This is a genomic window from Saccharothrix sp. NRRL B-16314, from assembly GCF_000716595.1.
Classification (GTDB): Bacteria; Actinomycetota; Actinomycetes; order Mycobacteriales; family Pseudonocardiaceae; genus Actinosynnema.
This window is the reverse complement of record NZ_JNXC01000042.1, coordinates 1-23,071: the sequence shown is the minus strand read 5'-3', so window position 1 is coordinate 23,071 and position 23,071 is coordinate 1. Positions and strand designations below refer to the sequence as shown.

The following is a 23,071-nucleotide window of genomic DNA, read 5'->3' as shown; positions in this document are numbered from 1 at the left end:
TCGCGCGCTTCACGAGACCCAGCGCCAGACCGACGGCGGCCGACCGCCCTTCGGCAACGCGGACGCGTGCTGGGCGGTCCGTTCCAGGCCGGGCACCCGTTCCATGGTCCGCCCCAGGTTGGCCGGGTACGGCCGGTCGCCGGTGAGCGATTCGGTCAGGTCCAGCGCCTGCGCGGTGGTGAACTCGCGGCCCAGCAGACCGGCGGTGAACGCGGTGTCCCGCCAGAGCCGGTCGGCGAGCATCGGGCGGCAGTCCCGGACGATGCGGTCGTGGTCGAACGCCAGCGGCGGCACGTCGTCCAGCGGGGTCCACGTCGGGCCCGCGCCAGCCAGCCGGGTGGCGTCGACCGTCGACCAGAGCGCGATCGACAACGTCGGCCCGCGCGGGTCGCGGGACGGCTCGTCGAACGTCGCCAGCTGACCCGACGCCGAGATCGCCCCCTCCGGCACACCCAGCTTGCCGGTCACCGCACGCCGTGCCGCGTCACGCAGCCGCTCGCCCCGGCCCAGCAGCACGCCGGGCAGGGCGAGGGCACCCGCGAACGGTTCGAGCGCGCGCGGAGCGACACCGAGCAGCACGGCGCGCGCGTTCGGGTCGAAGCGCAGCGCCAGCACGTCCACCGACACGAGGGTCGACTCGATCATGCCCCAATCCTCCCGCACCTCACCGGCGGACCGGCGTCCGCACCGCGTAGTCGGCCCGGTCGGGGCCGGCGCCGGTGATCAGGACCGGCACGCCGAGGTCCTCTTCCAGCCACGCCACGGGATCGGGCATGTCGACCAACGTCGGCGTGCGGTCGAAGAGGAATTCGGTGAGCCGGGCGGACGGCAGGGGGGCGTCGTACGAGGTGGCCACCTTGAGGCCGCCGACGTCCAGGTGCGTCACCGCCAGCGCGTCCACGCCACCGCACGCGGCCACCGCGTACCTCAGCAGCACGGCGTCGAGGTGCCCCGCCCGCCACGAACCCTGGTACTCGCCGGTGCCGTTGTGGCGTTCCGGGAACCGCTCCGGCACGGTGCGGTCCTCGGTCGGGAACGGCCCCGCGCCGTGGCGGGTCTGGTAGGTCCGCGTCACGCCGATCACCGTGGCACGGCGGTGCCCGAGCAGGTCCCGGGCGTTGTCCGGCGTGACCGTCGACCACGTGGTGTGCGGGTGGAATCCGCGCCACTGGTCGAGCAGCACGCCCTGGGCGCCCTCGAACACCAGCCGTCCCCGATCGGCCAGCCGGCCGACCTCGTCACCGGTCGTGACGCGGACCGCCCCGGCGAAGTCCCGGTACAGCGCCACCAGGTCGTCCACCGACGTGCCGGCGCCGATCAGCGGCTCGTAGAAGCGGGCCAGGGCGTCGAGCTTCGACCGCAGCACCGAGGGCCGGGCGCAGTCGCCGACCGTCGGGGGCGGCCCCGGGACACCGAGCACCCGCTGGTGCTCCACCGTGTCACCCGGGACCGCGCCCCGTTCCGCGAGCAAGGCGTACCAGGCCGTTTCGCCGATGCCCTTGCCGCACGACCCGTGCCGGGAGTGACCCCGGGCGTCCTCCCTCGCCCGGTTCGCGGCCACGTGGAGCGGAGTGGTGAGCAGGGCGTCGGCGTCGATCGACAGCAGCCGGAGCGGGTCCGCGACGCCCAGCGCCGCCAAGTCCTCCGACTCGCCGGCCAGGGCGATCGGCTCGACCAGCACGTGCCGGGAGAGGTGGGTCGGCACGCCCGCGAGCGTGCCGGCCCCGAACTGGCTGAACGTGTGGTGCCGGTCGCCGACGACCACGTTGTGCGCGGCCTGGGCGCCGCCGTTGAACCGCACCACCGCCGTCACCGCGCCGTCGTGGCACAGCGCGTCGACGACCGCACCCTTGCCCTCGTCGCCGAACCCCAGGCCCACGACGATGATGTGCCCTTCCATCAGGTCAGCGTGACGTCGTCGGGACCGTCGAGCAGCGGGGGAGCGACCGACTTGGCCGGCGTCTTCCCGCCCGCGTGGACGAGCGCCTTGCCGACCGACTCGCTCTCCGCCACCGACCCGATCTCGGCCAGGTCCACCATCGCCTGGTCCAGGTCGACCACCTGCTCCTCCATCCCGATGGTGGCGGCGATCAGCTCGCACACCGCGCCCGGGTCGTCCAGCTTGAGGAAGTTCTGGCCGAGCAGGTCGCGCCAGTGGTCGGCGATCTGCGGGTCGTCGTAGTACGACGACTGCTTGGGCAGCACGAAGTACACGTGCCACTTGCGGCTGAGCTCCCGGTACACCGAGGCCGGGTCGATGTCCTCCCGGACGTCGTCGCCGATGAGCCGGCGGATGTGCTTCGCCTCCAGCTTCGGCTTGTTCAGCTCGTCGCCGATCAGGAACAGGTAGCCCTTGCGCCCGCGCTTCTGCCACGCGTCGGTCACCACGTGTCGGGCCACGAAGTAGGCCGCGAGCTCGTACGACTCGCTCTTCTGCCCGCCGCCGTTGCCCTCCAGGAAGATGGTGCGCAGCTGCTCGTCCATCCGGTTGTCCGACTCGAACTGCCCGACCTGGAGCGGCACGCGGTCGCTGTCCGCGTCGCCGATGCCGCCGAACATCAGCTGCGGGTCGGTCAGGTAGCCCTTGCGCTGCAACAGGCCGTGCAGCTTGCCCAGCTTGCGCTGCATGATCTGCGGCACCCGGCCCATCGAGCCGGTGACGTCGAAGAGCACCGCGATCGGGGTCGAGTCGGCGTGGTCGGGTGAGTCGCGGCACTCGCGCGCCACCACGCCCTTCGGGTCGAGCGACGGGTCGGCCTTCCACTCGCGGCTCGGCCGCGACCGCAGCGCGGCGGTGTAGCCGAAGTCGTCGATGCCCTTGGCGGCGCGGAAGGTCCGGCCTGCGGCGTAGGCGTTGTCGTCCCACTTGCCGTGTCCCATGTCAAGCTCCTGTCCTGGGTAGCGCGAACGGGCGGAAGGTCCGTTCGCCGTGGAGTTCTTCGAGCAGTTCGTCGTACTCGGTGAGCAGGTCGGCGGCGTCGGGCCGTCGGTCCGGGTTGTCCTGCGTGCACCACCGCGCGAACGTGCGCTGTCTGGTTTCGTTGTCCGCCAGGAGGTCCAGCATCAGCGTGTGTGCCATGTGGACGTCCGTGGCGGGGGTCACCGGTCGTCCGTCGCGGACTTCCGGCGGGTAGGCGATGCTCTTGCCGGTGGCCAGCAGCCGTTCGCCGGTCGTCACGGCGAACGTCCAGCCGGCGAGCACGATCCCGTGCTGCTCCGGGTGCACCAGCACGTTGTCCGCGACGATCGCGCCGTGCACCAGGCCGATCCGGTGCGCGCCCGCGATCGCCCGCAGCAGCCTGCGGTGCATCCACGCGTAGTCACGCCCGTCCAGCCCCATGGGGAACGCCCGGCGCACGTCCGCCAGCGTCACGAACCCGTCCACCAGCGGTTCGAGCACGGTGAACGCGCGCTCGCCGCGGGACACGTCACCGGACTCGTCGACCAGGCGCGGGTAGTAGGGGCGGAGCCAGCGGTGCTCGTCGGTGAGCCGGTCGAGGCGGCGCAGCGCGTCCCACTCGGCGTGCAGCAGCGGGTTGAGCGCCGGGTTGCGCACCACCTTGACCACGTGCGGGCCGTCGGTCCGGTAGACGTTGGCGACGCTGCCGACCGCGTGCCGGTCGGTGATCCGGTACGCGCCGCGGGCGGTGCGCAGTTCGACCGGCGTCCCGTGCTGCCACTCGTGGTGCAGCCGGGTCAGTTCCGCCGACGCGGCGTGCGCCCGGGTGTCACCCGCGCCGACCCGGTCGGGGTGCAGCACGGCCGCCAACGCCCGGAACAGCCGCTGGGCGTCCTTCTTCCGGATCGGGTCGAACGGGCCGAACAGGTCGGCCGGTGAGCCTGCCCGCTCGACTCGTTCGAGCGCTTCGTCCCTGGTGAACATAGTTTGAGTCTAGACGACTCAAACCTGCGGCGGGATGGAATATCGGTGTGTCGCCGGTCACGTCGACCGCTGTGCAGTCGGCTGCCGCCGAGTCGGCTGCGGCGGAGTCGGTCGCTGTGGAGTCAGCCGCTGGTGATCGGCCGGGCGGGGTCGGCCGGCCGGCGGTGCAGGCCCGTCGCCGCAGCGAACGGCCGCCACGCGACCGCGGTCACGCCCGTCATCACCACGACCGCGAACCAGAACGGCGTGGTGATGTCGAACTGCCGGGCCAGCACGCCGCCGACCACCGCACCCAGGGCCGAGCCGCCGATGCTGAGCAGTAGATAGGCGCTGCCGACCCGTCCGCGCAGTTCGTCGGGCACCTCGCGCTGCCGGACGGTGTGGGTGATCACGTTCCACACCACCGCGTGGAAGCCGAACACGGCGAGCGTGGCGCCCGCGACCCACGCGTTCCGGGCCAGGGCCAGCGCCAGGTGGGTCGCCGTCTCGATCACCAGTCCGATCCGCAGCAGCGTGGTCGGTCCGAAGCGGTCGATCAGGCGGTTCGCGAGGACGGTGCCGAGGATGCCGCCGATCGCGATGGTGCTGAGGAGCAGCCCGAACCACTTCCCGTCCAGGCCGAGCCGTTCGCCGGCGTAGAGCACGAGGATGGACATCGCGCCGGTGAGCGTGAGGTTCATCAGGCAGAGGCAGAGGGCGAGCGTCCGCAGCACCTCGTGCCGCCACAGCCACTTCAGCCCTTCGCCGATCTCCACCCTCAGGGGGCGTCGTTCGACCGGCGCCTGCTTCGGCACGCCGCGCAGCGACGCGATCAGCAGCGCGGCGATCACGAACGTGACCGCGTCCAGCCCGAACGGCAGCGCGGCGGCGACCACGAACAGCGCGGCGCCGACCGGTGGCGCGGCGAACTGGTTGCCCAGGATGTGCGTGGCCATCAAGCGCGAGTTGGCCCGTGGCAGGTGATCCTTCGACACCACCGCCGGGAGGATCGCGGAGGACGCGTTGTCCGCGATCGTCTCGCCGGTGCCGAGGAGGAACAGGCACGCGTAGACGACCGGCACCGAGGCCTGATCCGCCACGATCGCGACGGTGAGGATCGCGACGACGCCGCCCCGGAACAGGTTCGCCGCGACGGCCAGCTTGCGGCGGTCCAGTCGGTCCACGATCGCGCCGCTGAGCAGTGAGAACAGCAGCCAGGGCAGTTGCTGGGCGAACACCGCGCCCGCGACCAGCGCCGGGTCGTCGGTGAGCGAGGCCAGCAGCATCGGTCCTGCGGCCAACGTCATGCCGTCACCGATGTTCGACACCGCGGACGCGAGCCACAACTTGCCGAAATCACGTCCGAGCCTGGGCGCCATGGTGTAGACGTTAGCGATCCCGCCCGGACGGGGCACGCGTGCGTTCTGGCGCGCATTCACGCAATTGTTCGGTACCCGAACATCGCTCACGATATCCGCCGGTCGTGACCGAAAGTGGTGTGCTGATCACGCAGCGCGCGAACACCATATCACGGTTGATCTGCTCCGCAATGGGCTCGATAGGCAGCCCCGATGGCAACTTCACGGCGGATGAATACCGCCTGAACCGCCCTGTCGGCGCGATGTGAACACCGGTTTGCGGTCCGGTCCGGCCACGACCGTCGTCCGCGTCGGCCGACCACCCCTATCGTTACCCCTAAGTGCGGATTTACCTGTGGATACGTCCGTTCGGCGCCCGGCTCGCAGACCGGCGCGCGCGACGGTCGTTACTTCGTGCGGGCGAACGCGACTGGGCCGTACACAGCAAATCGCACAACGCCCACTGCGGACACCTCGAATCAGTGCTTAGGTACTCTGTTGTAGCGGCAGGCTCATTCGGCGGAAGCGGTCGAGCCGGTGACGTGCCGCCGACAACGGCGGGCCAGCCTGGGGGATGGCAGCAAATGAATCTGGTCGAAAGAGAAAGTCATGCGAAATTACTCGTCGGTATGCTCGCGGACGGCCTGGCCGGTCGTGGACGGGTCGCGCTGGTCTCCGGCGGTATCGCCACCGGCAAGACGGAGCTGATCTACGGCTTCACCGAGTCCGTCCGCGACGCACTGGTGCTCACGGCCACCGGTGCGCGCGGCGAGCAGCAGTTCGAGCTCGGCGTGGTGGAGCAGCTGTTCTACTCGGCGGCCATGCCCGCCGACGTCGCGACGCACGCGCGTGCCCTGCTGGTGTCCGCCATGGCCGAGGACTCGACGGGCGGCGAGGACGCCCGGTCGATCCACGACATCTGCGCCCTGCTGCTGGACCTGTCCCGCGAGCAGCCGCTCGTGATCGCCGTGGACGACGTGCAGTTCGCCGACCGGACGTCCCTGCGCGTGCTGCTGCACCTGCAGCGGAAGATCAGGTCCGCCGCCGTCCTGCTGGTGCTCGGTGAAGCCGCCGGCACGAGCACCCGGCCCGCGCACACCGCGTTGCGCGACGAGATCGTCCGGCAACCGCAGGCACGGCACCTGCGACTCAGACCGCTGTCCCCGGAGGGCGTCCGCGACCTGCTGGCGCACCACCTCGGCCCGCAGGCCGCGGCCGACCTGGAGGAGCCGTGCCACGTGCTCAGCGGCGGCAACCCGCTGCTGGTGCACGCGCTGATCGAGGACTTCGTCGCGGCCGACCGTCCCGCCACCGAGCTCGGCGTGTCCGAACCGGTCACCGGTGACGCGTTCGCGCAGGCCGTGTACACCTGCCTGCGCCGGGGTGAGGAGCTGCTGCTCCGCGTCGCGCAAGGCGTGGCGGTGCTCGGCGAGCTGGCGAAGACCGAGCTGCTCGCACGCCTGCTGGAGCTGGACTCCCGCACCGTGCGGGACCTGTTCAAGACCATGAACGAAGCCGGGCTGATGGACGCCGACCGCTTCCGGCACCCCGTGGCGCGGACCGCCGTGCTGCGCGAGCTGGACCCGGACGAGCTGTCGGCGTTGCGGCTCAGGGCCGCGCGGTTGCTCCACGACGACGGCGTGCCGGCCGTGACCGTCGCGGAGTACATCACCGCCGCCGAGTGCGAACCGGGCGCGTGGGCGGTGCCCGTGCTGCGCGACGCGGCGGCCGAAGCGTTGGCGCGCAACGACGTCCACCGCGCGGTGGACTGCCTGGACCTCGCCCGGACGGCGTGCGGGGACGAGCGCGAGACCATCGCCGTCACGGCGACCCTCGCCGAGGCGCAGTGGCTGGTCGACCCGGCAGCCGCCGCCCAGCACCTGACCCGGCTCGGCGCGGCCTTCCACCGCGGTCTGCTCCCCGAGCGCGAGGCGTGGGGTTTGGTGCGGGCGCTGGTGTGGTTCGGCCGGTCTGCCGAGGCGGCGGCGGTGCTCGCCGAACTCGACGGCACGGCACCCGACAGCGCCGGCCCGGACAGCGCCAGCCCGGTCGAGGGCGAACCGAACGACTGCGGCACCGGGCGGCACGTCACCCGCCACTGGCTGGCCACCGTCCAGCCGCAACTGCTGGGCGACCTCGCGGCGGACCTGGACGGCCGACAGCTCGACACCCCCGCCGCCGTCGAGAGCGCGGAACGGGTGTTGCGGAGCGCCCGCATCGGCGAGACGCCGCTGGAAGAGCTGATCTGCGCGTTGCAGGCGCTCAACCACGGCGACCGCGGCGACCGGGCCGGCTACTGGTGCGACGAATTCCTCGAAGAAGCCCGCGCCCACCGCGCGGTCACCTGGCGGGCCGCTCTGTCGGACGTCGCCGCCGCCGTCGCGCTCCGCCGGGGCGACCTGGTGTCCGCCGAACGCCTCGCCCGTGCCGCCCTGGGCGCGCTGCCCGCACCGAGCTGGGGCGTCGGCATCGGCTCACCGCTGGCCACGCTGGTGCAGGCGACAACCCGGCTGGGCAAGTTCCAGGAGGCCGACGCGCAGCTGCGCCAAGGCGTGCCGCAGGCCGTGCAGCAGACCAGGCACTGGGCCCAGTACCTGCTCGCCCGCGGTCAGCACCACCTGGCGACCGACCGGCTCCGCGCCGCGCTCGCCGACTTCCTGGCCGTGGGCGAACTGGCCGCCGAGTGGCGGCTGGACCTGCCCGTGCTGCTGCCGTGGCGGCAGGAGGCCGCGCAGGTCCACGTCCGGATGGGCGAGCCGGAACGCGCCCGAGAGCTGGTGGACCAGCAGCTGACCCTGCCGGGAGCGGACGGCGCCCGCGTGCGCGGTGTGTCGCTGAGGATCCTGGCCTCGGCCAGTGCGCCGGGACGGCGGCTGCCGCTGCTGCGGGAGTCCGTCGACCTGCTCGGCGGCCTCGGCGACTGGTACGAGCTGGCGTTGGCGTTCGCCGACCTCAGCGCCGCGCACCAGGCGTCGGCCGAGTTCGACCAGGCCCGTATCGCTGCCCGCCGCGCGTTGCGGTTGGCCAAGAGCTGTAAGGCGAAGCCGCTGCACGAGCACCTGCAACACCACCGCACCGCCACCGGCGGTCTCGACTTCAACGACAGCGCGGAGTACAGCGCGTCGGCGACACCGCTGAGCGCCGCGGAACGCCGGGTGGCGGGTCTCGCCGCGCTCGGCTACACCAACCGCGAGATCAGCCGCCGGCTTTACATCACCGTGAGCACCGTCGAGCAGCACCTGACCCGGACGTACCGGAAGCTCAAGATCAACCGGCGGACCGACCTGCCGATCCTGGCCAACCCCGTGCCGGGCGGGTCACCGGTCGAGGCGGGTCCGAGGGCGGCGCTGCCCGGCAACCGGCAAGCCTGACCTCCACCGACGGCGCCGTGGGTGCACGCCCGTGCGCGGAGTGGTGGACTGGGGCTGACGTGCGACCGACCCCGGGAAGAGGACGCCGATGAGTCTCGACCAGACCGGCACGACCGGAACCGCCCCCGCGTGGTGGACCTCGGCCGTGGTGTACCAGGTGTACCCGCGCAGCTTCGCCGACTCGGACGGCGACGGCGTCGGCGACCTGGTCGGGCTGACGTCACGGCTGGACCACCTGGAACGGCTCGGTGTCGACGTGATCTGGTTGTCGCCCGTCTACGCCTCGCCGCACGCGGACAACGGGTACGACATCTCGGACTACCAGGCGATCGACCCGGTGTTCGGGACGTTGGAGGACTTCGACCGGCTGCTGGCCGAGGTGCACGCGCGGGGCATGAAGCTGGTGATGGACCTGGTGGTCAACCACACCTCCGACGAGCACCCGTGGTTCGTGGAGTCCCGCTCGTCCACGGACAACCCGAAGCGGGACTGGTACTGGTGGCGCCCACCGAGGGACGGCTTCGAGGCGGGGCAGCCGGGCGCGGAGCCGACGAACTGGGCGTCGTTCTTCTCCGGTCCGTCGTGGACGTTGGACGAGACGACAGGGGAGTACTACCTGCACCTGTTCGACCGCAAGCAGCCGGACCTGAACTGGGAGAACCCGGAGGTCCGGCAGGCGGTCTACGCGATGATGCGGTGGTGGCTGGACCGGGGCGTGAACGGGTTCCGGATGGACGTCATCAACCTGATCTCGAAGGACCCGGCGTTGTCGGACGGCGCGTCGACCGCCGCCGGTGGCCTGGGTGACGGCTTCCCGCACTACGGCAACGGACCGCGCATCCACGAATTCCTGCACGAGATGCACCGCGAGGTGTTCGAGGGACGGCCGGGTGAGCTGCTGACGGTGGGGGAGATGCCCGGCGTCACGGTGGAGCAGGCGAAGCGGTTCACCGATCCGGCGCGGCGTGAGCTGGACATGGTGTTCCAGTTCGAGCACGTGTCGCTCGACCACGGTCCCGGCGGCAAGTTCGACCCGAAGCCGCTGGACCTCCGTGACCTGAAGGCGTCGCTGAACCGGTGGCAGACGGCGTTGGGCGACACGGGCTGGAACAGCCTGTACTGGAACAACCACGACCAGCCCCGGGTGGTGTCCCGGTTCGGCGACGACGGCGACTTCCGGCGTGAGTCGGCGACCGCGCTGGCGACGGTGCTGCACCTGCATCGCGGCACGCCGTACGTCTACCAGGGCGAAGAGCTGGGGATGACGAACGCGCCGTTCGCCGGCGTGGGCGAGCTGCGCGACGTGGAGTCGCTCAACCACTACCGGCACTCGCTGGCGGCGGGCGGTGACCCCGAGTCGGTGTTGCGCGGTCTGCGGGCGATGGGTCGCGACAACGCCCGCACCCCGGTGCAGTGGGACTCGACGCCCAACTCCGGGTTCACCACCGGCGAGCCGTGGATCGCGGTCAACCCGAACCACACCTGGCTCAACGCCGAGGCCCAGTACGACGACCCGCGCTCGGTGTTCCACCACTACCGGCAGCTGATCGAACTGCGGCACAAGTTCCCGGTCGTGGCGTTGGGCGACTTCCGCATGCTCCTGCCCGAGCACCCGCACGTCTACGCCTTCGAACGCACGTTGGACGACGCGCGGCTGCTGGTCGTGGCCAACCTCAGCGGCACCACGCAGGTGGCCGAGCTCGACCCCGAGTGGTCGGTCGACGACGTGGTCCTGGCGAACACGGAAGACCTCCGGCTCTCGACCGGCCGGGTGGAACTGCCGCCGTGGCAGGCGCTGGTGTTCAAGCGCTGAACCAGGACGTCGTGTATCCCGCTCGGCCGCGAAGGCCTCTTCCACCGTAGGGGTTGTCATCGCCCCTTCGGAGGTGGGAACGATGCGTTGGTGCACGACAGTCGGTTCGTTGGTCATGGTCGCGGCGCTCACCGCCGGGTGCGGAAGTCGTCCCGCTCCCGGCGATGAGGTCGCTCGGGATTCGGTGCAGTCCTCGGCGGACAACGGCACGGGTCAGCCGGGTGCGGAAGCGGGCACCGACCCGACGGGCACCGAACCCACGGGCGCGGAACCCGGTGTCGAAACCCCTGGCGTCGAAACCCCTGGCGTCGAGCCTCCTGGTCGAGAATCCGCGACTGATCCGCCCCCGGGCGGTCAGCCCACCCGGGGCGGGACCGCCGGAACGACCAGCAAGGGCAAACAGCCGGGCGCGCTGGGCAGTCCGATCAAGTTCGACCCGTCCCAGCAGAACCCCACGCTCGGTCCTCGGCGCGAGTACTTCCGCACCGAGCTCGCCAAGGAGTGCGGGCCCGACCTCTGCGACGTCACCATCGACGTGGTCTTCCTCGACGAGCCCGGTTTCGTCGGCGAGGACTGCTCGGTGTCCAGCACGGACTGGCCCAAGCCTCCCCATCGCGGCATGGTCATCACCATCGTGGTGAGGAACCCGTGCTCGGAGAACAAGAACCGGCCTGAGGTCACCGCGCCGTCGGTCACCACGTCAGCCGAGCGCTCGACCACGACGACGCAGGAGACCGCGCGTGCCACTGCGCGCGGCACCGAGCCGACCGCTGAGCCGACTACCGCGCAGACCGCCGAGCCGACCACCGTGCCCGCGACGAGCCCTGACGGCGGTTGACATGTCCAGCCTGCTCGACCACCCGCACGTGTCCGGTCCGGAGTCCGCGGACGACGGCGAGACATCGGGACCGGCACGCGCGCTGAAAGTCGTCGGTTCGGTGCTCGCCAACGCGACTCTGCTGACCGCCCTGGTGTTCCACTTCGGGTTCCTCTACACCCAGGTGTTCTTCGCGCATTTCGGAGTGCACTACACGGTGCTCGGCGAGAGCACGGACATCATCCTGGTCCGCGGTGTCGACGGCATCTACATCCCGCTCGCGGTGCTCTCGGCGTCGGTGCTCGTCGTGATGTGCGCGATCCGCTACCTGCGCGCCCGACTGGCCGAGCGCACCTGGCAGGAGATTCTGCGCGTCTGCACCCCGCTCGCGGGGGTCGTCGGGGTGGTCCTGGTCGGCGCCGCCGTGATCGTCGCGATCGACCCGCGACCGTTCGAGGACGACGCCGGCCTGCCGGGGATGAGTTTCGCCGCCGGTGTTCTGCTGCTCGTCTTCACCTGGCGCCGGGTGATGGCAGGTGCGGTGGACGGGGCGTCCGGGACGGCCGTCGCGGAATGGGTGATCATCTTCGTGCTGGTGAGCGTCGGCCTGTTCTGGGCGGTCAGCGACTACTCCAGCGCGGTCGGCGTCCGCCGGGCGTCCGAGACGGAGGCCGCCATTCCGGCGAGGCCGCACGTGCTCCTGTTCAGCGCGAAGAGCCTCAACTTCGCCGCGAACGGCGTGGAGGAAGTCGAGTGCGCACGTCCCGAGTCCGCCTACAAGTACCGCTACGACGGCCTCAAGCTGCTGCTCCAGTCAGGGAACCAGTACGTCCTGCTGCCGGCCGGGTGGACGTCGTCGGACGGCACGGCGATCGTCCTGCCCCGCTCCGACCAGGTCCGACTGGAGTTCACCGCCGCGGCCACCCCGCCCGGCGACGCTTGTTGACGCCCGCGGGTCACCCGATCACCCGGTCGAGGAAGCCGGTGAGCTTGGCCGTGGTCCGGTCGATCTTCTCCTCCAGCGTGAGCGACTCGTGGAGCCGCCCGCCGGGGCCGGCGTCCTTCTTCCCGCGCACGTACAGCGAACAGCCCAGATCGGCGCAGATGTAGACCCCCACGGAGTCGCCCTGCTGACCGCTCCGCCCCGCTTTGCGCGCGGTCATCAGCGAGACGCCGTCTCCCGGGTGCGTGGTCAGGCACAGCGAGCACATGCCGCGCCGCGGCCGACCGGCGTACGACGACGCCGAGCGCAGCGCCACGCCGACGAGACCGTCACCGGACTCGACGACCAAGTGGGCCCGCTGCGGCGCCGAGGGATCGCGCCACCCGAGGAAGTCCAGGTCGTCCCACGGTCGCGTGGACAGGTCCGTGGGCAGTGCAAGGCGCTTCGCCTCGCCCTTGGTGCAGTTCACGAACGACGCGCGGATCTCGCGCTCACTCAGCGGCCTCATGAACCAAAAACTACGCCCCCTAGACAGACAGGGCAAACTGTTAGGTGTTAGCCTAGAGGTTCTAGGTTTGGGAAAGGGTGACATGCCACGCGCCGGGGTGACCTCCGAACGTCTGGTCCAGGCGGCTGCCGACCTGGCCGACGAAGTCGGCTTCGCGAACGTGACCGTCTCGGCGCTCGCACGCGGGTTCGGCGTCCGGGACGCGAGCCTGTACTCGCACGTCGGCAACGCGCAGGAGTTGCGGCAACGTGTGGCGGTGCTGGCCCTGGCGGAACTCGCCGACCGGGTCGCCGCCGCCCTGGCGGGCCGTGCGGGCAAGGACGCCCTGGTCGCGTTCGCCAACGCCTACCGCGACTACGCGAAGGACCACCCGGGCAGGTACGCCGCGATGCAGGTCCCGCTGCCCCCGGAGGTCGCGGCCACCAGCGCGGCGGGCAGGCACTCGGAGATGACACGGGCGATCCTGCGCGGCTACGACCTCCCCGAGCCGGCCCAGACCGACGCGGTGAGGCTCCTGCACAGCACGTTCCACGGGTACACCAGCCTGGAGGCGGCAGGCGGTTTCAGCCACACGCCCCGCGACACCGACGCTTCCTGGTCCAGGACCCTCGAAGCCCTTCACGTCCTGCTGAGCCACTGGCCACCGCCCTGACGCGGTCTCCCACGGAGAGTGATCGCCCTGTAACGCGGTGGTGAAACCCGGCGATGTAGTCCATGTCGATCCGAACACCTGAAGGGGTTCGCGGATGAACGGGATCAAAGCCGTCGTGCGCATCGCGACCGCGTGCCTGGTGGCTTCAGCGGCGTTGTCCGGCGTGGCGCCGGCAGCGCACGCGGACGCCGGGCAGACGTGCGCGGTCAACGAAGTGGTGTCCTTCAGCCAGCCGGTGACCAACACCCCGCAGACGGTCACGGTCACCGTCCAGGGGCAGTTGTTCAACTGCACCAACGGCTCCGCCGCCACCGGCTCGTACACCGAGACCGCCACGCTGCCGGACTACAGCTGCACGCAGGTCTTCTACCAGGGCAGCGGCACCCGGGTCTTCACCTGGACCGACCCCACCGTCGCGCCCAGCACGTACTCCTACAACAGGACTTCCAGCCGGGTCGGCGCGAACATCGTCATCCTGCTGCTCGGTTCGATCACCAGCGGCACGTTCGCCACCGAACCGGCGAAGATGCAACTCACCGCGCTCAACCCCGACCCGATCAGCTGCGCGACCACCGGGATTTCCCAGCTGACGCTCCTGGGTGTCCTGACCGTCGGCCTCTGACCGTCGGCCTCTGATCACCGGCCTCCGCGCGGATGGCCTGACCGTTGGCTGCTGCCACAGCCCGGCCCTCCGCGCGGAGGGGCGACTACATCCGTTGCGGCGCGGCGATCCCCAGCAGGTCGAGCCCGTGGCCGAGGGTCCGTGCGGCGAGCGTGCACAGCGCCAGCCGGTTGCCGCGCACGGGCTCGTCGGCCTTCAGGACGGGGCAGGCTTCGTAGAAGGTGGTGAAGACGCGGGCCAGCTCGTAGAGGTAGCCGCAGAGCCGGTGCGGTTCGAGGGTCGCGGCGACCTCCGTGACGACCGCACCGTAGGCGTCGAGCGCCAAGCCGAGGTCCCGTTCGGCGGGCTCCAGCGGGATGGTGCTGTCGACCGTCGTGCCGAGATCGCCGGCGTTGCGCAGGATCGAGCTGATCCGGGCGTGGGCGTACTGGAGGTAGACCCCGGTGTTGCCGGTGAAGGACACCATCCGGTCGACGTCGAAGGAGTAGTCCTTCACCCGTGAGGTCGACAGGTCGGCGTACTTCACCGCGGCGATGCCCGCCGACTCGGCGATCCGGTCGAGTTCGGCCGCGTCGAGACCGGGGTTCTTCTCCGCGACGACCGCCCGCGCCCGCGACACCGCGTCGTCGAGCAGGTCCATCAGGCGGACCGTGCCACCCGCCCTGGTCTTGAACGGTGTCCCGTCGGGCCCCAGGATCGTGCCGTAGGCGGCGTGTTCGGCGGTGACGCTGTCGGTGAGCCAACCGGCGCTCCGGGCCGCCTCGAAGACCAGTTGGAAGTGCAGCGCCTGGCGCGAGTCGGTGACGTAGATCAGCCGGTTGGCCTTGAGGTCGCGCAGGCGGTAGCGGATGGTGGCCAGGTCGGTGGCGTCGTAGCCGTACCCGCCGTCGCGCTTGCGGATCATCAGCGTGACGGGCCTGCCGTCCGGGCCGGACACCTCCTGCGAGTAGAAGACGAGCGCCCCGTCGCTCGCCACCGCCAGACCGGCCTCGGTCAACTCTTCGACGGTGTCACCCAACATCGGGTTGTAGAACGATTCCCCGACCGAGTCCTCGGGCGTGAGCAGCACGGTCAACCGGTCGTAGATCGCGCGGAACGACCGCTCGGACTCGGCGACGATGTCCTGCCAGACCGCGACCGTCCCCGGATCGCCCGACTGGAGGGCGACGACCCGCGACCGGGACCGGTCGGCGAAGCCCGGGTCCGCGTCGAACTTCGCCCGAGCCGACCGGTACAAGCCGTCCAGTGCCGACACCGCCGAGGTGCCGTCGCCCAGCTCGTCCTGGTGCCACGCCGCGTCGGGGTGCTCGTCGAGGTACTGGATCAGCATCCCGAACTGCGTGCCGAAGTCGCCCAGGTGGTTCTGCCGCAGCACGTCCGCGCCGAGGAACCCCGTCACCCGCGCGAGGCTGTCACCGATGATCGTCGTGCGCAGGTGCCCGACGTGCATCTCCTTGGCGATGTTGGGCGCGGAGTAGTCGACCACCACCCGGCGACCGAGCTCGGGCAGGCCCAGGCCCAGGCGCGCGTCGGCCAGGCGGGCGGCGACCTGCTCCCAGACCGCTTCACCCGTCACGGTGACGTTGAGGAAGCCCGGCCCGGACGGCTCCACCGACGCGATCACCGCGTCACCGTCCACGTCGAGCCCGGCCACCACCGACGCGGCCAGCTCGACCGGCTTGACGCCGACGCGCTTGGCCAGCGCGAGAGGCGCGTTGCACTGGAAGTCGGCGCGGTCGGATCGTCGCACCACCGGGTCCGCGCCGGTCAGGTCCGCACGGACCCGGCCGATCGCCTGCGACATCGTCGTGGCGATCCGTTCCAGCAGCGACGGCACCTCTTGGTGGTGGGCACTCACCTGACACATCCTCCTTGGTCGGAAAGAACAATTGTTCCAGGCGCCATTCGCGGCGGACGCACAGGGGCGCTGAGTGCGCCGCCACCACAAAGGCGCCTGTCGTGCACTAGTCGAGGCGCAGGATGGTTTCCTCGATTTCGGCGTTCCGGGCCGGTGCGTAGGAGATCTCGGTGCCGACGGTCGTGAAGCCCGCCTTGTGCAGGACGCGGAGCGATCCGACGTTGTCGCTCGCCGCGCGGGCGTACAAGGGCCGGACCCGCACCGTGTCGAGGAACAGCGCCAAGGCTCGGCCGGCGACCCCTTGGCCCCAGGTCACACGGTCGATCCAGTAGGTGATCTCGGTGTCACCGTCCATCACGAAGCTGCCGATGCTGCCGACGAGGTGCCCATCGCGGGTCACCGCGCGAAGCGTGTTCCCGGGCGAGGTTCTCACCTTCGACATGTGGCTGTCGAATGCTTTGCGGTCATCGGGGTCTTCGGCGGTGAAGGCGGCCATCCGAACCGACTCGGGGTCGCGCATCTGGTCGAACAACGCGTCGAGGTCGGAATCCTCGATCGACCGCAATGCCACCTCTGCCACTGGAGTTCTCCTCACGTTGATCCGTCCGGCTCACGGGGGAACGTAGCAGCGGCATCCGACAATTCCGGCGGATCAGGGGACCAGCACGACCTTGCCGCTGACCGTGCCCGACTCGGCCAGCCGCATCGCGTCCGCGACCTGCTCCAGCGGCACGCGGGCGGCGACCTGCGCGCGCAGGGAGCCTTGGGCCAGCAGCGCGAAGACCGCGCCGAGATCGCGCGTCACGCGGGCGCGGAACTTCGTCGCGTCGCGCCGGCCCGCCCAGATGTTGAAGAACGTGGTGGTGCGGCCGTTGGGCAGCGCGTTCCACCACAGCAGGCGGACGAACAGCTTCAGCACGGGCAGGCGCGAGGAGCCCTCCTGGTCACGGGTGGACGCCGTGCCGTAAGCGACGAGCGTGCCGCGCGGCGCGAGCAACCGGTAGGAGTCGACGATGCCGGGGCCGCCGACGTGGTCGAACACGGCGTCGACGCCGTCCGGTGCCAGCTCGCGCACCCTGGCGGGCAGGTCCGTGTCCCGGTAGTCGACGGGGGCCGCGCCCAGCGCGCGGACCGCGTCGTGGTGCCGGGGCGACGCGGTGCCGACGACCCGCGCGCCGGCCAGGCGGGCCAGTTGCACCAGCGTCGAGCCGACGCCGCCGTTCGCGCCGTGCACCAGCACGGTCTGGCCGGCGGCGACCTTCGCGACGCCGTGCAGCATCTGCCACGCGGTGAGGCCGTTGACCACGACCGTCTCCGCTTCGGCGGGGTCGACGCCCTCGGGCACCGGCACCAGGTCGGCCGCGTCCACCAGCGCGTGGCTCGCCCAGCCGCCGATCTTGGTCAGCGCGGCGAACCGGCCGCCGATCAGGGCGGGGTCGACCCCGGTGCCGGCCTCCACGACCGTGCCGACCACGTCGTAGCCGGGCACGAACGGGAACGCCGGCTGGTCGTAGTACTTGGCGCGGCGCATCTGCTGCTCCGCGAAGGACACCCCGGACGCCTCGACCCGCACGAGGGCCTGCCCGGCGGCGGGGGAGGGCCGGTCGCGGTGGCGCAGTTCGAGACCGTCGGGCTCGACCACGCCGGGGAGGACGACTTCCAGGATCTGCTCGGTGGACTGCCGGCCCATCGCTTCCTCCAAGAGTATGAGTGGTCAGTCACTCATTCAAGGCCGAGTTAACCGCCGTGCGAGTGGAAGTGTCAAGCCAAGCTGGTTTTCGACAGTGATTGGTGAATCACAGTCAGGACGGGTAGGCGTGCACCTCGGTGGCCTTGACCGCCGCCCACAGCTCATCACCGGGCTGGAGGCGCAGGTCGGCGACGGTAGCGGTGGTGATGTCGGCCAGCACGGGCGGCACGCCGTCCAACCGCACGCGGGTGGTGTGGGCGTGCTGCTCGATCCCCGCCACGGTGACGCGCCACGCGTTGCGCGGGCTGCCGGCCGGGTTCTCGGGGTGGAGGCTGACGGCGGTGGGCGGGAACACGACGTGCACCGGCCCGGTCACCGGCAGCGCGACGGTGAGCGTGCCGCCGGAGTCCAGGGCGACGGCCGTGCCGTGCGCCGTGCCGCGGTAGAGGTTGAGGCCGACCAGGTCGGCGACGTAGTCGGTGCGCGGTCGGCGGGCGACTTCGGTCGGCGTGCCTTGCTGCACGATCGCGCCGTGCTCCAGCACCACCAGCCGGTCGGCCAGCACCATCGCGTCCAACGGGTCGTGCGTGACGAGGAGCGTGTGGCCGGGGTAGTCGTGCAGGTGGCGGCCGAGTTCGGCGCGCACGTGCAGCCGGGTGGCGGCGTCGAGCGCGGCCAACGGCTCGTCGAGCAGCAGGAGCTCCGGGCCGGTGGCCAGGGCGCGGGCCAGGGCGACGCGTTGGGCTTGGCCGCCGGACAGCGTGCGCGGCTTGGCTTTCGCGTGCTCCGCCAGCCCGACCAGGTCGAGCCAGCGGGCCGCCTCCGCACGGGCCACCGCACGGCCGACACCCCGCGCCCGCAGACCGAAGGCGACGTTTTCCAACGCGGACAGGTGCGCGAACAGCAGGTAGTCCTGGAAGACCACGCCGATCGGACGCCGTTCGGCGGGCCGGAACACGTCCGGTGGCGCGTCCCAGGTCTGCCCGCCCAACCGGATGTGCCCGCCGCTCAACGGAAGCAGCCCGGCGAGCGCGCGCAGGGCGGTGGTCTTGCCCGCGCCGTTCGGGCCGAGGAGCGCGACCACCTCACCCGGTTCGACGGCCAGCTCCGCGCCGAGCCGGAACCCGTCCCGGACGACTTCGAGGTTCGCGTGCAACGTCACGACGGCCCGCTGATCCACCGGTCGCGCAACGCGGCCAGCACACCGACGGACACCAGCAGCAGCACGACGCTGAGCACGATCGCGGACTCCGGATCGGATTCCAGGGCCAGGTACACGGCCAGCGGCATGGTGGTCGTCTCACCGGGGAAGTTGCCCGCGAACGTGATGGTGGCGCCGAACTCGCCCAACGCACGCGCCCAGCACAGCACCGTCCCGGCCACCACGCCCGGCAGGATCGACGGCAGCGTCACCCGCCGGAACGCCAGCCAGCGCGACGCGCCCAAGGTCGCGGCGGCCTCCTCGTACCGCGGATCGGCGGCGCGCAACGCGCCCTCCACCGAGATGACCAGGAACGGCATGGCCACGAACGCCTCCGCCAGCACCACCCCGGCCGTGGTGAACGGCAGCGAGATGCCGAACCACGCGTCGAGGTGCTGCCCGAGCAACCCTCGTCTGCCCAGCACGAACAGCAACGCCACCCCGCCCACCACGGGCGGCAGCACGAGCGGCACCGTCACCAGCGCCCGCAGCAGCCCGCGCCCCGGCACGTCGCCGCGCGCGAGCAGCCACGCCAACGGCACCCCGAGCACCAGGCAGACGACCGTCGCGAGGCTCGCGCACACCAGCGACAGCCGCAGCGCCTGGCCGACCGACTCGCCGGCCAGCCGCTCCGGCAGGGTGCTCCAGGGCGCGCGGACGAGGAGCCCGACCAGCGGTACGAGCAGGAACGCGAGCCCGATCACGGCCGGCAGCACCAGGACCACCGGCAGCCGGCCGCGGGCGCGGCGACGGGTCGACGTCACGGCGCGTCGAACCCGGCCTCGGCGAGCACCGCCCGGCCCCGGTCGGACCGGACGTGCTCGACGAACGCCCGAGCGCCCGCGTCGTCGGGTGCCGCCGCCAGGGGCGCGATCACGTAGTCGTTGACCGTCCCGTCGGCTCCGGGGAACGCGATGCCCTCGACCTCGCCGGCCGCGGACCGCACGTCCGTCCGGTACACGAGCGCCGCGTCCACCTCGCCGAGCCGCACCTTGGTCAGCACGGCCTTCACGTCCTGCTCCAGCGTGTCCGGCCGGGCGGTGATCCCGGCGGCGTCGAACGCCCGCTTCGCCGCTGCCCCGCACGGCACCTGCTCGGCGCACAGCGCGATCTTGGCGTCGGCGTCCCCGAAGTCGGCCAGCCCGGAGATTCCCGCCGGGTTGCCCCGTGGCACCGCGATCTCCAGCCGGTTGCGCGCGAACGTGACGGGCGCGGCAGCCGTCCCGCCCGCGTCGACGACCTGCGCCATGGTCGAGGGCGCGGCCGAGGCGAACACGTCCGCCGGCGCGCCCTGGCCGATCTGCCGCGCCAGGCCGGAGCTGCCGCCGAAGTTGAACACGACGTCCACGCCGGGGTTGGCGGCCTCGAAGTCCTCGCCGAGCCGGGTGAAGGTCCCGGTCAACGACGCCGCCGCGAACACGGTGATCCGCCCGGTCACCGCACCGTCGGGCGCCCGCTCGCCGCAGCCCGCCAGGACGAGCAGCGCCACCAGGGCGAGAGCGCGCATCAGGACTCCGGGATCTCGACCACGACGTGGGTGGACTTGATCGAGGCGACCGCCACGCTGCCGACCTCCAGGCCCAGCTCGTCGGCCGACTCGCGGCTCATCAGCGACACCACCCGGAACGGCCCGGCCTGCATCTCGACCTGCGCCATCACGCCGTCCTTGAGGACCCGGGTGACGATCCCCCGCATCCGGTTGCGCGCCGACGCGGCCACCGTCACCCCCGGCTCGGGCGCCTCGGCCAGCCGCTGGGCGAACTCCGCCAACTCCCGGCCGTCCACACCCTTGCGCCCGCTGTCGAGCTGCACCTCGGCCAACCGGCCCTGCTCGATCCACCGGCGCACGGTGTCGTCGCTGACCCCGAGAAGGACGGCAGCCTCACTGATCCGCAGATTCGGCACAGTGACGAGTATAACTCCGAACCTGCGGCACTACGTGATCTTCGTTTCACCCATTCGGCTCCGGGTACGCCGCACACAGCCGGTGCACCGGAGGTGACAGCCATGACGAGCTCAGCGGAACGCGTCGGCCTCCGCCGTCGTCCCGTCCAGTCCCTCGCCCTGTTCGTCGGCGCGGTGTTCCTGCTGGTCGGCGTGCTGGGCTTCGTGCCGGGCGTGACCGAGGACCTCTACCTGCTCGAACTCGCCGGGCCGCACTCCGACTCGATGCTGTTCGGCGTGTTCCAGGTGTCCGTGCTGCACAACGCGCTGCACCTGCTGTTCGGCGTGGCCGGGGTCCTGTCGGCTTGGACGTGGGGTGCGTCCCGCGTGTACCTGGCCACTGGTGGGTTCCTCTACCTGCTGCTCTGGGCCTACGGGTCGGTCGTGCACTCGATGGGCCACGGCGGCGGCGGGGCGAACTTCGCCCCCTTCAACCCGGCCGACAACCTGCTGCACCTCGCGCTGGGTGCCGGCATGGTGCTGCTGGCGGTGCTCGGCACGGTCGCCGAACGGACCCACGGGCAGTATCCCGGTCGGGAGCGGCGCGGTCGGTGACGCCCGGTTGATCGGTCGGCGGTACCCGTCGCGTAAGTTCACCCAGGGAGGCGCTTGACTGGGAGGACGTTGATGGCGAGTTCCGGAGGACGGCGGCATTTTGGGCGGGTCGACCCGTTCTGCCTGTTCATAGTCCTGCCGCTGGTGCTGATCGCGGGCATCCTGGTCTGGGGTGGCCTGGGCTGGGTCGGTGCCGTCGTCATCGTGTGCGCGGCGATCGTGATCCTGATCGACTCCTGGACGAACCGGCCGCTGCCGTTCACCGTGCCGGACGAGGACTACGACTACGAGCCGCCGCCCGGACCGGGACGGCGCTCCTACTGAATCCCCTCGGCGGTGCGCAGCGTGAGCAGTGAGATCTCGCTCGGCGCGAAGACCCGCAGCGGCGGTCCCCAGAACCCGGCGCCCCGACTCGTGTAGAGCCTGGTGCGCTCGCCGTGCCGGCTCAGCCCGGCCAGCACCGGCTGCTGGAGCCGCACGAGCAGGTGGAACGGCCAGATCTGGCCGCCGTGCGTGTGACCGGACAGCTGGAGGTCCACACCGGCGGCCACCGCCTTCGGGATCTCGCTCGGCTGGTGCGCCAGCAGCACCACCGCGTCGTCGTCGCGGGTGCCGCTCAGCGCGGCGGCGAGGTCGGAGCCGTGGCCCGCTTCGCCGGAGTGCGCGCCGGTGACGTCGTCCACGCCCGCGAACACCAGACGCGCGTCATCGCGTTCGAGCACGCGGTGCTGGTTGTGCAGGCTCGTCCAGCCCAGCTCGGCCATGTGGTCCAGCCAGGCCTGGGCGTTGCTGCCGTACTCGTGGTTGCCGGACACGTAGAACCGGTGCCGCGCCTGGACGTCGCCCAGCGCGGCGGCCTGGCCTCGGCGCTGCGCCACCGTGCCGTCCGCGATGTCGCCGACGTGGACGACGACGTCGGCGTCGAGCTGGTTGACGGCCGCCACCGTGCCCTCGGACCACTTCGTGCGGTCGATCGCGCCGTAGTGCGTGTCGGCGAGGACGGCGATGGTGAGGCCGTCGAACGCCTTGTCGAGGCGGGGGAGCACCACGTCGGTCCGCTTCACGCGCGGCACGCGGCGTGCCTCGCCGATGCCGTAGGCGACGAGGGCGAGGCCGACCACGAGCAGCGACACCGCCACCAAACGAGACCGGAACGGGTCGGCGACGTCCGCTGCCGCCAGCACGAGTCGCAGCACGTGCGCGATCACCGACCAGGCGAAGAACACCCATGCCACGCCGAGCATCAGGTGCGCGGTGCGGGCGGCCCGGTCGGAGTGCTCGCGGCCGTGCGCGCGGATCAAGAGCAGCGGGAACGCCACCGACGTGACCACGAAGAACGCCGTGCCGACCGCCTGCACCGGCCACGGCCACTGCGCTCCCGGCGTGAGCAGCACCGTCCACGGCACCCAGAACAGCAGTGCCGTCACGGTCAGCAGCACCGCCGTGAACACGACCCGCCGCCGTGCGGTTGGGCGGGGTGGCGCGGTCGTCGTGCTCGACATCGGTTCTCCTCGGTGTTACGAACCAGTGGGCTCTTATCGAAGGTAGCCCGCCGCCGAGGCGGTGTCCAAGTTTGCCGGTCCGGCGCGCGGAAACCCTGGTCACATGGCCGATGACGAGCGCGGGACCCACGTGCCCGAGGTGGACACCTCCGAGCAGGAGGAGCGGCTGGCCGACACGCAGCGGAAGATCGACGAGGCGAAGGTGGTCGCGGCCGACCTCGCCAAGACCACCCCGGACCCGCTGCCCGACAGCGAGCCGCCGGAAGGCGCCACGCCCGCGTCCTGACCCCCGCCCTGCCCAAGTCCCGCCCCCGCCCTTCCCCAAGTCCTGCCCGCGCCCCGCCCCCGCCCTGGCCCTGGCCCTGGCCCTGGCCC

At 71.4% G+C, this 23,071-nt stretch carries 24 protein-coding genes; 10 read left to right on the top strand and 14 right to left on the bottom strand.

Annotated features, from left to right (window positions below; all coding sequences use genetic code 11):
* Positions 1–9: 9 nt before the first annotated feature.
* From OQ02_RS36070 to OQ02_RS36050, 5 genes are all read right to left on the bottom strand, one after another.
* Positions 10–645, bottom strand: coding sequence for an NUDIX domain-containing protein (locus OQ02_RS36070; RefSeq protein ID WP_033443169.1), 636 nt, complete (start codon positions 643–645; stop codon positions 10–12).
* Positions 646–664: 19 nt separating this feature from the next.
* Entirely contained in the window at positions 665–1,900 is a 1,236-nt protein-coding gene (locus OQ02_RS36065; RefSeq protein ID WP_033443168.1) for an adenylosuccinate synthetase, read from the bottom strand.
* Entirely contained in the window at positions 1,900–2,880 is a 981-nt protein-coding gene (locus tag OQ02_RS36060; protein ID WP_033443167.1) for a hypothetical protein, read from the bottom strand. The genes OQ02_RS36065 and OQ02_RS36060 overlap by 1 nt, the downstream gene beginning before the upstream one ends.
* Before the next feature lies 1 nt (position 2,881).
* The gene (locus OQ02_RS36055; RefSeq protein WP_033443166.1) at positions 2,882–3,883 is read right to left on the bottom strand and encodes a protein kinase family protein; all 1,002 of its coding nucleotides are present in this window, start codon (positions 3,881–3,883) and stop codon (positions 2,882–2,884) included.
* A 122-nt stretch (positions 3,884–4,005) separates the two neighbouring features.
* Positions 4,006–5,241 carry an MFS transporter gene (locus tag OQ02_RS36050; protein ID WP_051773225.1) on the bottom strand — a complete coding sequence of 412 codons (1,236 nt, stop codon included), beginning with the start codon at positions 5,239–5,241 and terminating at the stop codon, positions 4,006–4,008.
* A 104-nt stretch (positions 5,242–5,345) separates the two neighbouring features.
* On the opposite strand from OQ02_RS36050, the gene OQ02_RS44415 reads away from it, so the two are divergent.
* The 5 genes from OQ02_RS44415 to OQ02_RS36030 all read left to right on the top strand — a co-directional run bounded on the left by OQ02_RS44415 (position 5,346) and on the right by OQ02_RS36030 (position 12,167).
* Positions 5,346–5,489 carry a hypothetical protein gene (locus tag OQ02_RS44415; protein ID WP_156077519.1) on the top strand — a complete coding sequence of 48 codons (144 nt, stop codon included), beginning with the start codon at positions 5,346–5,348 and terminating at the stop codon, positions 5,487–5,489.
* Positions 5,490–5,804: 315 nt separating this feature from the next.
* Entirely contained in the window at positions 5,805–8,591 is a 2,787-nt protein-coding gene (locus tag OQ02_RS36045; RefSeq protein ID WP_063747211.1) for a helix-turn-helix transcriptional regulator, read from the top strand.
* An 88-nt stretch (positions 8,592–8,679) separates the two neighbouring features.
* Entirely contained in the window at positions 8,680–10,404 is a 1,725-nt protein-coding gene (locus OQ02_RS36040; RefSeq protein ID WP_033443165.1) for a glycoside hydrolase family 13 protein, read from the top strand.
* Positions 10,405–10,588: 184 nt separating this feature from the next.
* On the top strand, positions 10,589–11,242 hold the full coding sequence (locus tag OQ02_RS36035; protein WP_033443164.1) for a hypothetical protein: 654 nt from the start codon (positions 10,589–10,591) through the stop codon (positions 11,240–11,242).
* 1 nt (position 11,243) lies between these two features.
* Positions 11,244–12,167 (top strand): hypothetical protein, encoded by a 924-nt coding sequence (locus OQ02_RS36030; protein ID WP_231500383.1) that lies wholly within the window; start codon positions 11,244–11,246, stop codon positions 12,165–12,167.
* Positions 12,168–12,177: 10 nt separating this feature from the next.
* Here the strand turns inward: OQ02_RS36030 and OQ02_RS36025 are convergent, their stop codons facing one another.
* Positions 12,178–12,672: an FBP domain-containing protein gene (locus OQ02_RS36025; RefSeq protein WP_033443163.1), complete on the bottom strand. Its 495-nt coding sequence runs from the start codon at positions 12,670–12,672 to the stop codon at positions 12,178–12,180.
* Between the two features lie 82 nt (positions 12,673–12,754).
* On the opposite strand from OQ02_RS36025, the gene OQ02_RS36020 reads away from it, so the two are divergent.
* Together OQ02_RS36020 and OQ02_RS36015 are read left to right on the top strand one after the other, a co-directional pair.
* Positions 12,755–13,324 (top strand): TetR/AcrR family transcriptional regulator, encoded by a 570-nt coding sequence (locus OQ02_RS36020; RefSeq protein ID WP_033443162.1) that lies wholly within the window; start codon positions 12,755–12,757, stop codon positions 13,322–13,324.
* 94 nt (positions 13,325–13,418) lie between these two features.
* On the top strand, positions 13,419–13,946 hold the full coding sequence (locus tag OQ02_RS36015) for a hypothetical protein (protein ID WP_033443161.1): 528 nt from the start codon (positions 13,419–13,421) through the stop codon (positions 13,944–13,946).
* Between the two features lie 85 nt (positions 13,947–14,031).
* Here OQ02_RS36015 and argS read toward each other — a convergent pair whose 3' ends face one another.
* The 7 genes from argS to OQ02_RS35980 form a co-directional block, all read right to left on the bottom strand.
* The gene (argS, locus tag OQ02_RS36010; protein WP_231500382.1) at positions 14,032–15,804 is read right to left on the bottom strand and encodes an arginine--tRNA ligase; all 1,773 of its coding nucleotides are present in this window, start codon (positions 15,802–15,804) and stop codon (positions 14,032–14,034) included.
* Positions 15,805–15,910: 106 nt separating this feature from the next.
* Positions 15,911–16,375 (bottom strand): GNAT family N-acetyltransferase, encoded by a 465-nt coding sequence (locus OQ02_RS36005; RefSeq protein ID WP_269321661.1) that lies wholly within the window; start codon positions 16,373–16,375, stop codon positions 15,911–15,913.
* A gap of 81 nt (positions 16,376–16,456) precedes the next feature.
* Entirely contained in the window at positions 16,457–17,494 is a 1,038-nt protein-coding gene (locus tag OQ02_RS36000) for a medium chain dehydrogenase/reductase family protein (RefSeq protein ID WP_033443158.1), read from the bottom strand.
* A 112-nt stretch (positions 17,495–17,606) separates the two neighbouring features.
* On the bottom strand, positions 17,607–18,656 hold the full coding sequence (locus OQ02_RS35995; RefSeq protein WP_033443184.1) for an ABC transporter ATP-binding protein: 1,050 nt from the start codon (positions 18,654–18,656) through the stop codon (positions 17,607–17,609).
* A complete protein-coding gene (modB, locus tag OQ02_RS35990) occupies positions 18,653–19,459 on the bottom strand; it encodes a molybdate ABC transporter permease subunit (RefSeq protein ID WP_033443157.1) in 807 nt (268 codons plus the stop codon). The genes OQ02_RS35995 and modB overlap by 4 nt, the downstream gene beginning before the upstream one ends.
* Positions 19,456–20,202 (bottom strand): molybdate ABC transporter substrate-binding protein, encoded by a 747-nt coding sequence (gene modA / locus OQ02_RS35985; protein WP_033443156.1) that lies wholly within the window; start codon positions 20,200–20,202, stop codon positions 19,456–19,458. The genes modB and modA overlap by 4 nt, the downstream gene beginning before the upstream one ends.
* Positions 20,202–20,600, bottom strand: a complete 399-nt coding sequence (locus tag OQ02_RS35980) for a TOBE domain-containing protein (protein WP_033443155.1) — start codon at positions 20,598–20,600, stop codon at positions 20,202–20,204. The genes modA and OQ02_RS35980 overlap by 1 nt, the downstream gene beginning before the upstream one ends.
* A gap of 102 nt (positions 20,601–20,702) precedes the next feature.
* On the opposite strand from OQ02_RS35980, the gene OQ02_RS35975 reads away from it, so the two are divergent.
* Together OQ02_RS35975 and OQ02_RS35970 are read left to right on the top strand one after the other, a co-directional pair.
* On the top strand, positions 20,703–21,194 hold the full coding sequence (locus OQ02_RS35975) for a DUF4383 domain-containing protein (protein ID WP_033443154.1): 492 nt from the start codon (positions 20,703–20,705) through the stop codon (positions 21,192–21,194).
* A 72-nt stretch (positions 21,195–21,266) separates the two neighbouring features.
* A complete protein-coding gene (locus OQ02_RS35970) occupies positions 21,267–21,518 on the top strand; it encodes a hypothetical protein (RefSeq protein WP_156077518.1) in 252 nt (83 codons plus the stop codon).
* Here OQ02_RS35970 and OQ02_RS35965 read toward each other — a convergent pair.
* On the bottom strand, positions 21,512–22,696 hold the full coding sequence (locus OQ02_RS35965) for a metallophosphoesterase (protein ID WP_033443152.1): 1,185 nt from the start codon (positions 22,694–22,696) through the stop codon (positions 21,512–21,514). The genes OQ02_RS35970 and OQ02_RS35965 overlap by 7 nt on opposite strands.
* Positions 22,697–22,799: 103 nt before the next feature.
* Between OQ02_RS35965 and OQ02_RS35960 the strand changes: the two genes are divergently transcribed.
* Entirely contained in the window at positions 22,800–22,982 is a 183-nt protein-coding gene (locus OQ02_RS35960) for a hypothetical protein (protein WP_033443151.1), read from the top strand.
* Positions 22,983–23,071 lie beyond the last annotated feature (89 nt).

Coding starts and splice junctions, on each gene's coding strand:
- OQ02_RS36070 (WP_033443169.1), bottom strand. CDS start 645: ATGATCGAGTCGACCCTCGTGTCGGTGGACGTGCTGGCGCTGCGCTTC.
- OQ02_RS36050 (WP_051773225.1), bottom strand. CDS start 5,241: ATGGCGCCCAGGCTCGGACGTGATTTCGGCAAGTTGTGGCTCGCGTCC.
- OQ02_RS35970 (WP_156077518.1), top strand. CDS start 21,267: ATGGCGAGTTCCGGAGGACGGCGGCATTTTGGGCGGGTCGACCCGTTC.
- OQ02_RS36040 (WP_033443165.1), top strand. CDS start 8,680: ATGAGTCTCGACCAGACCGGCACGACCGGAACCGCCCCCGCGTGGTGG.
- OQ02_RS36020 (WP_033443162.1), top strand. CDS start 12,755: ATGCCACGCGCCGGGGTGACCTCCGAACGTCTGGTCCAGGCGGCTGCC.
- OQ02_RS36065 (WP_033443168.1), bottom strand. CDS start 1,900: ATGGAAGGGCACATCATCGTCGTGGGCCTGGGGTTCGGCGACGAGGGC.
- OQ02_RS36015 (WP_033443161.1), top strand. CDS start 13,419: ATGAACGGGATCAAAGCCGTCGTGCGCATCGCGACCGCGTGCCTGGTG.
- OQ02_RS36060 (WP_033443167.1), bottom strand. CDS start 2,880: ATGGGACACGGCAAGTGGGACGACAACGCCTACGCCGCAGGCCGGACC.
- OQ02_RS35975 (WP_033443154.1), top strand. CDS start 20,703: ATGACGAGCTCAGCGGAACGCGTCGGCCTCCGCCGTCGTCCCGTCCAG.
- OQ02_RS36055 (WP_033443166.1), bottom strand. CDS start 3,883: ATGTTCACCAGGGACGAAGCGCTCGAACGAGTCGAGCGGGCAGGCTCA.
- OQ02_RS36045 (WP_063747211.1), top strand. CDS start 5,805: ATGAATCTGGTCGAAAGAGAAAGTCATGCGAAATTACTCGTCGGTATG.
- OQ02_RS36000 (WP_033443158.1), bottom strand. CDS start 17,494: ATGGGCCGGCAGTCCACCGAGCAGATCCTGGAAGTCGTCCTCCCCGGC.
- OQ02_RS36025 (WP_033443163.1), bottom strand. CDS start 12,672: ATGAGGCCGCTGAGTGAGCGCGAGATCCGCGCGTCGTTCGTGAACTGC.
- OQ02_RS35965 (WP_033443152.1), bottom strand. CDS start 22,696: ATGTCGAGCACGACGACCGCGCCACCCCGCCCAACCGCACGGCGGCGG.
- OQ02_RS36030 (WP_231500383.1), top strand. CDS start 11,244: ATGTCCAGCCTGCTCGACCACCCGCACGTGTCCGGTCCGGAGTCCGCG.
- OQ02_RS35960 (WP_033443151.1), top strand. CDS start 22,800: ATGGCCGATGACGAGCGCGGGACCCACGTGCCCGAGGTGGACACCTCC.
- modA (WP_033443156.1), bottom strand. CDS start 20,202: ATGCGCGCTCTCGCCCTGGTGGCGCTGCTCGTCCTGGCGGGCTGCGGC.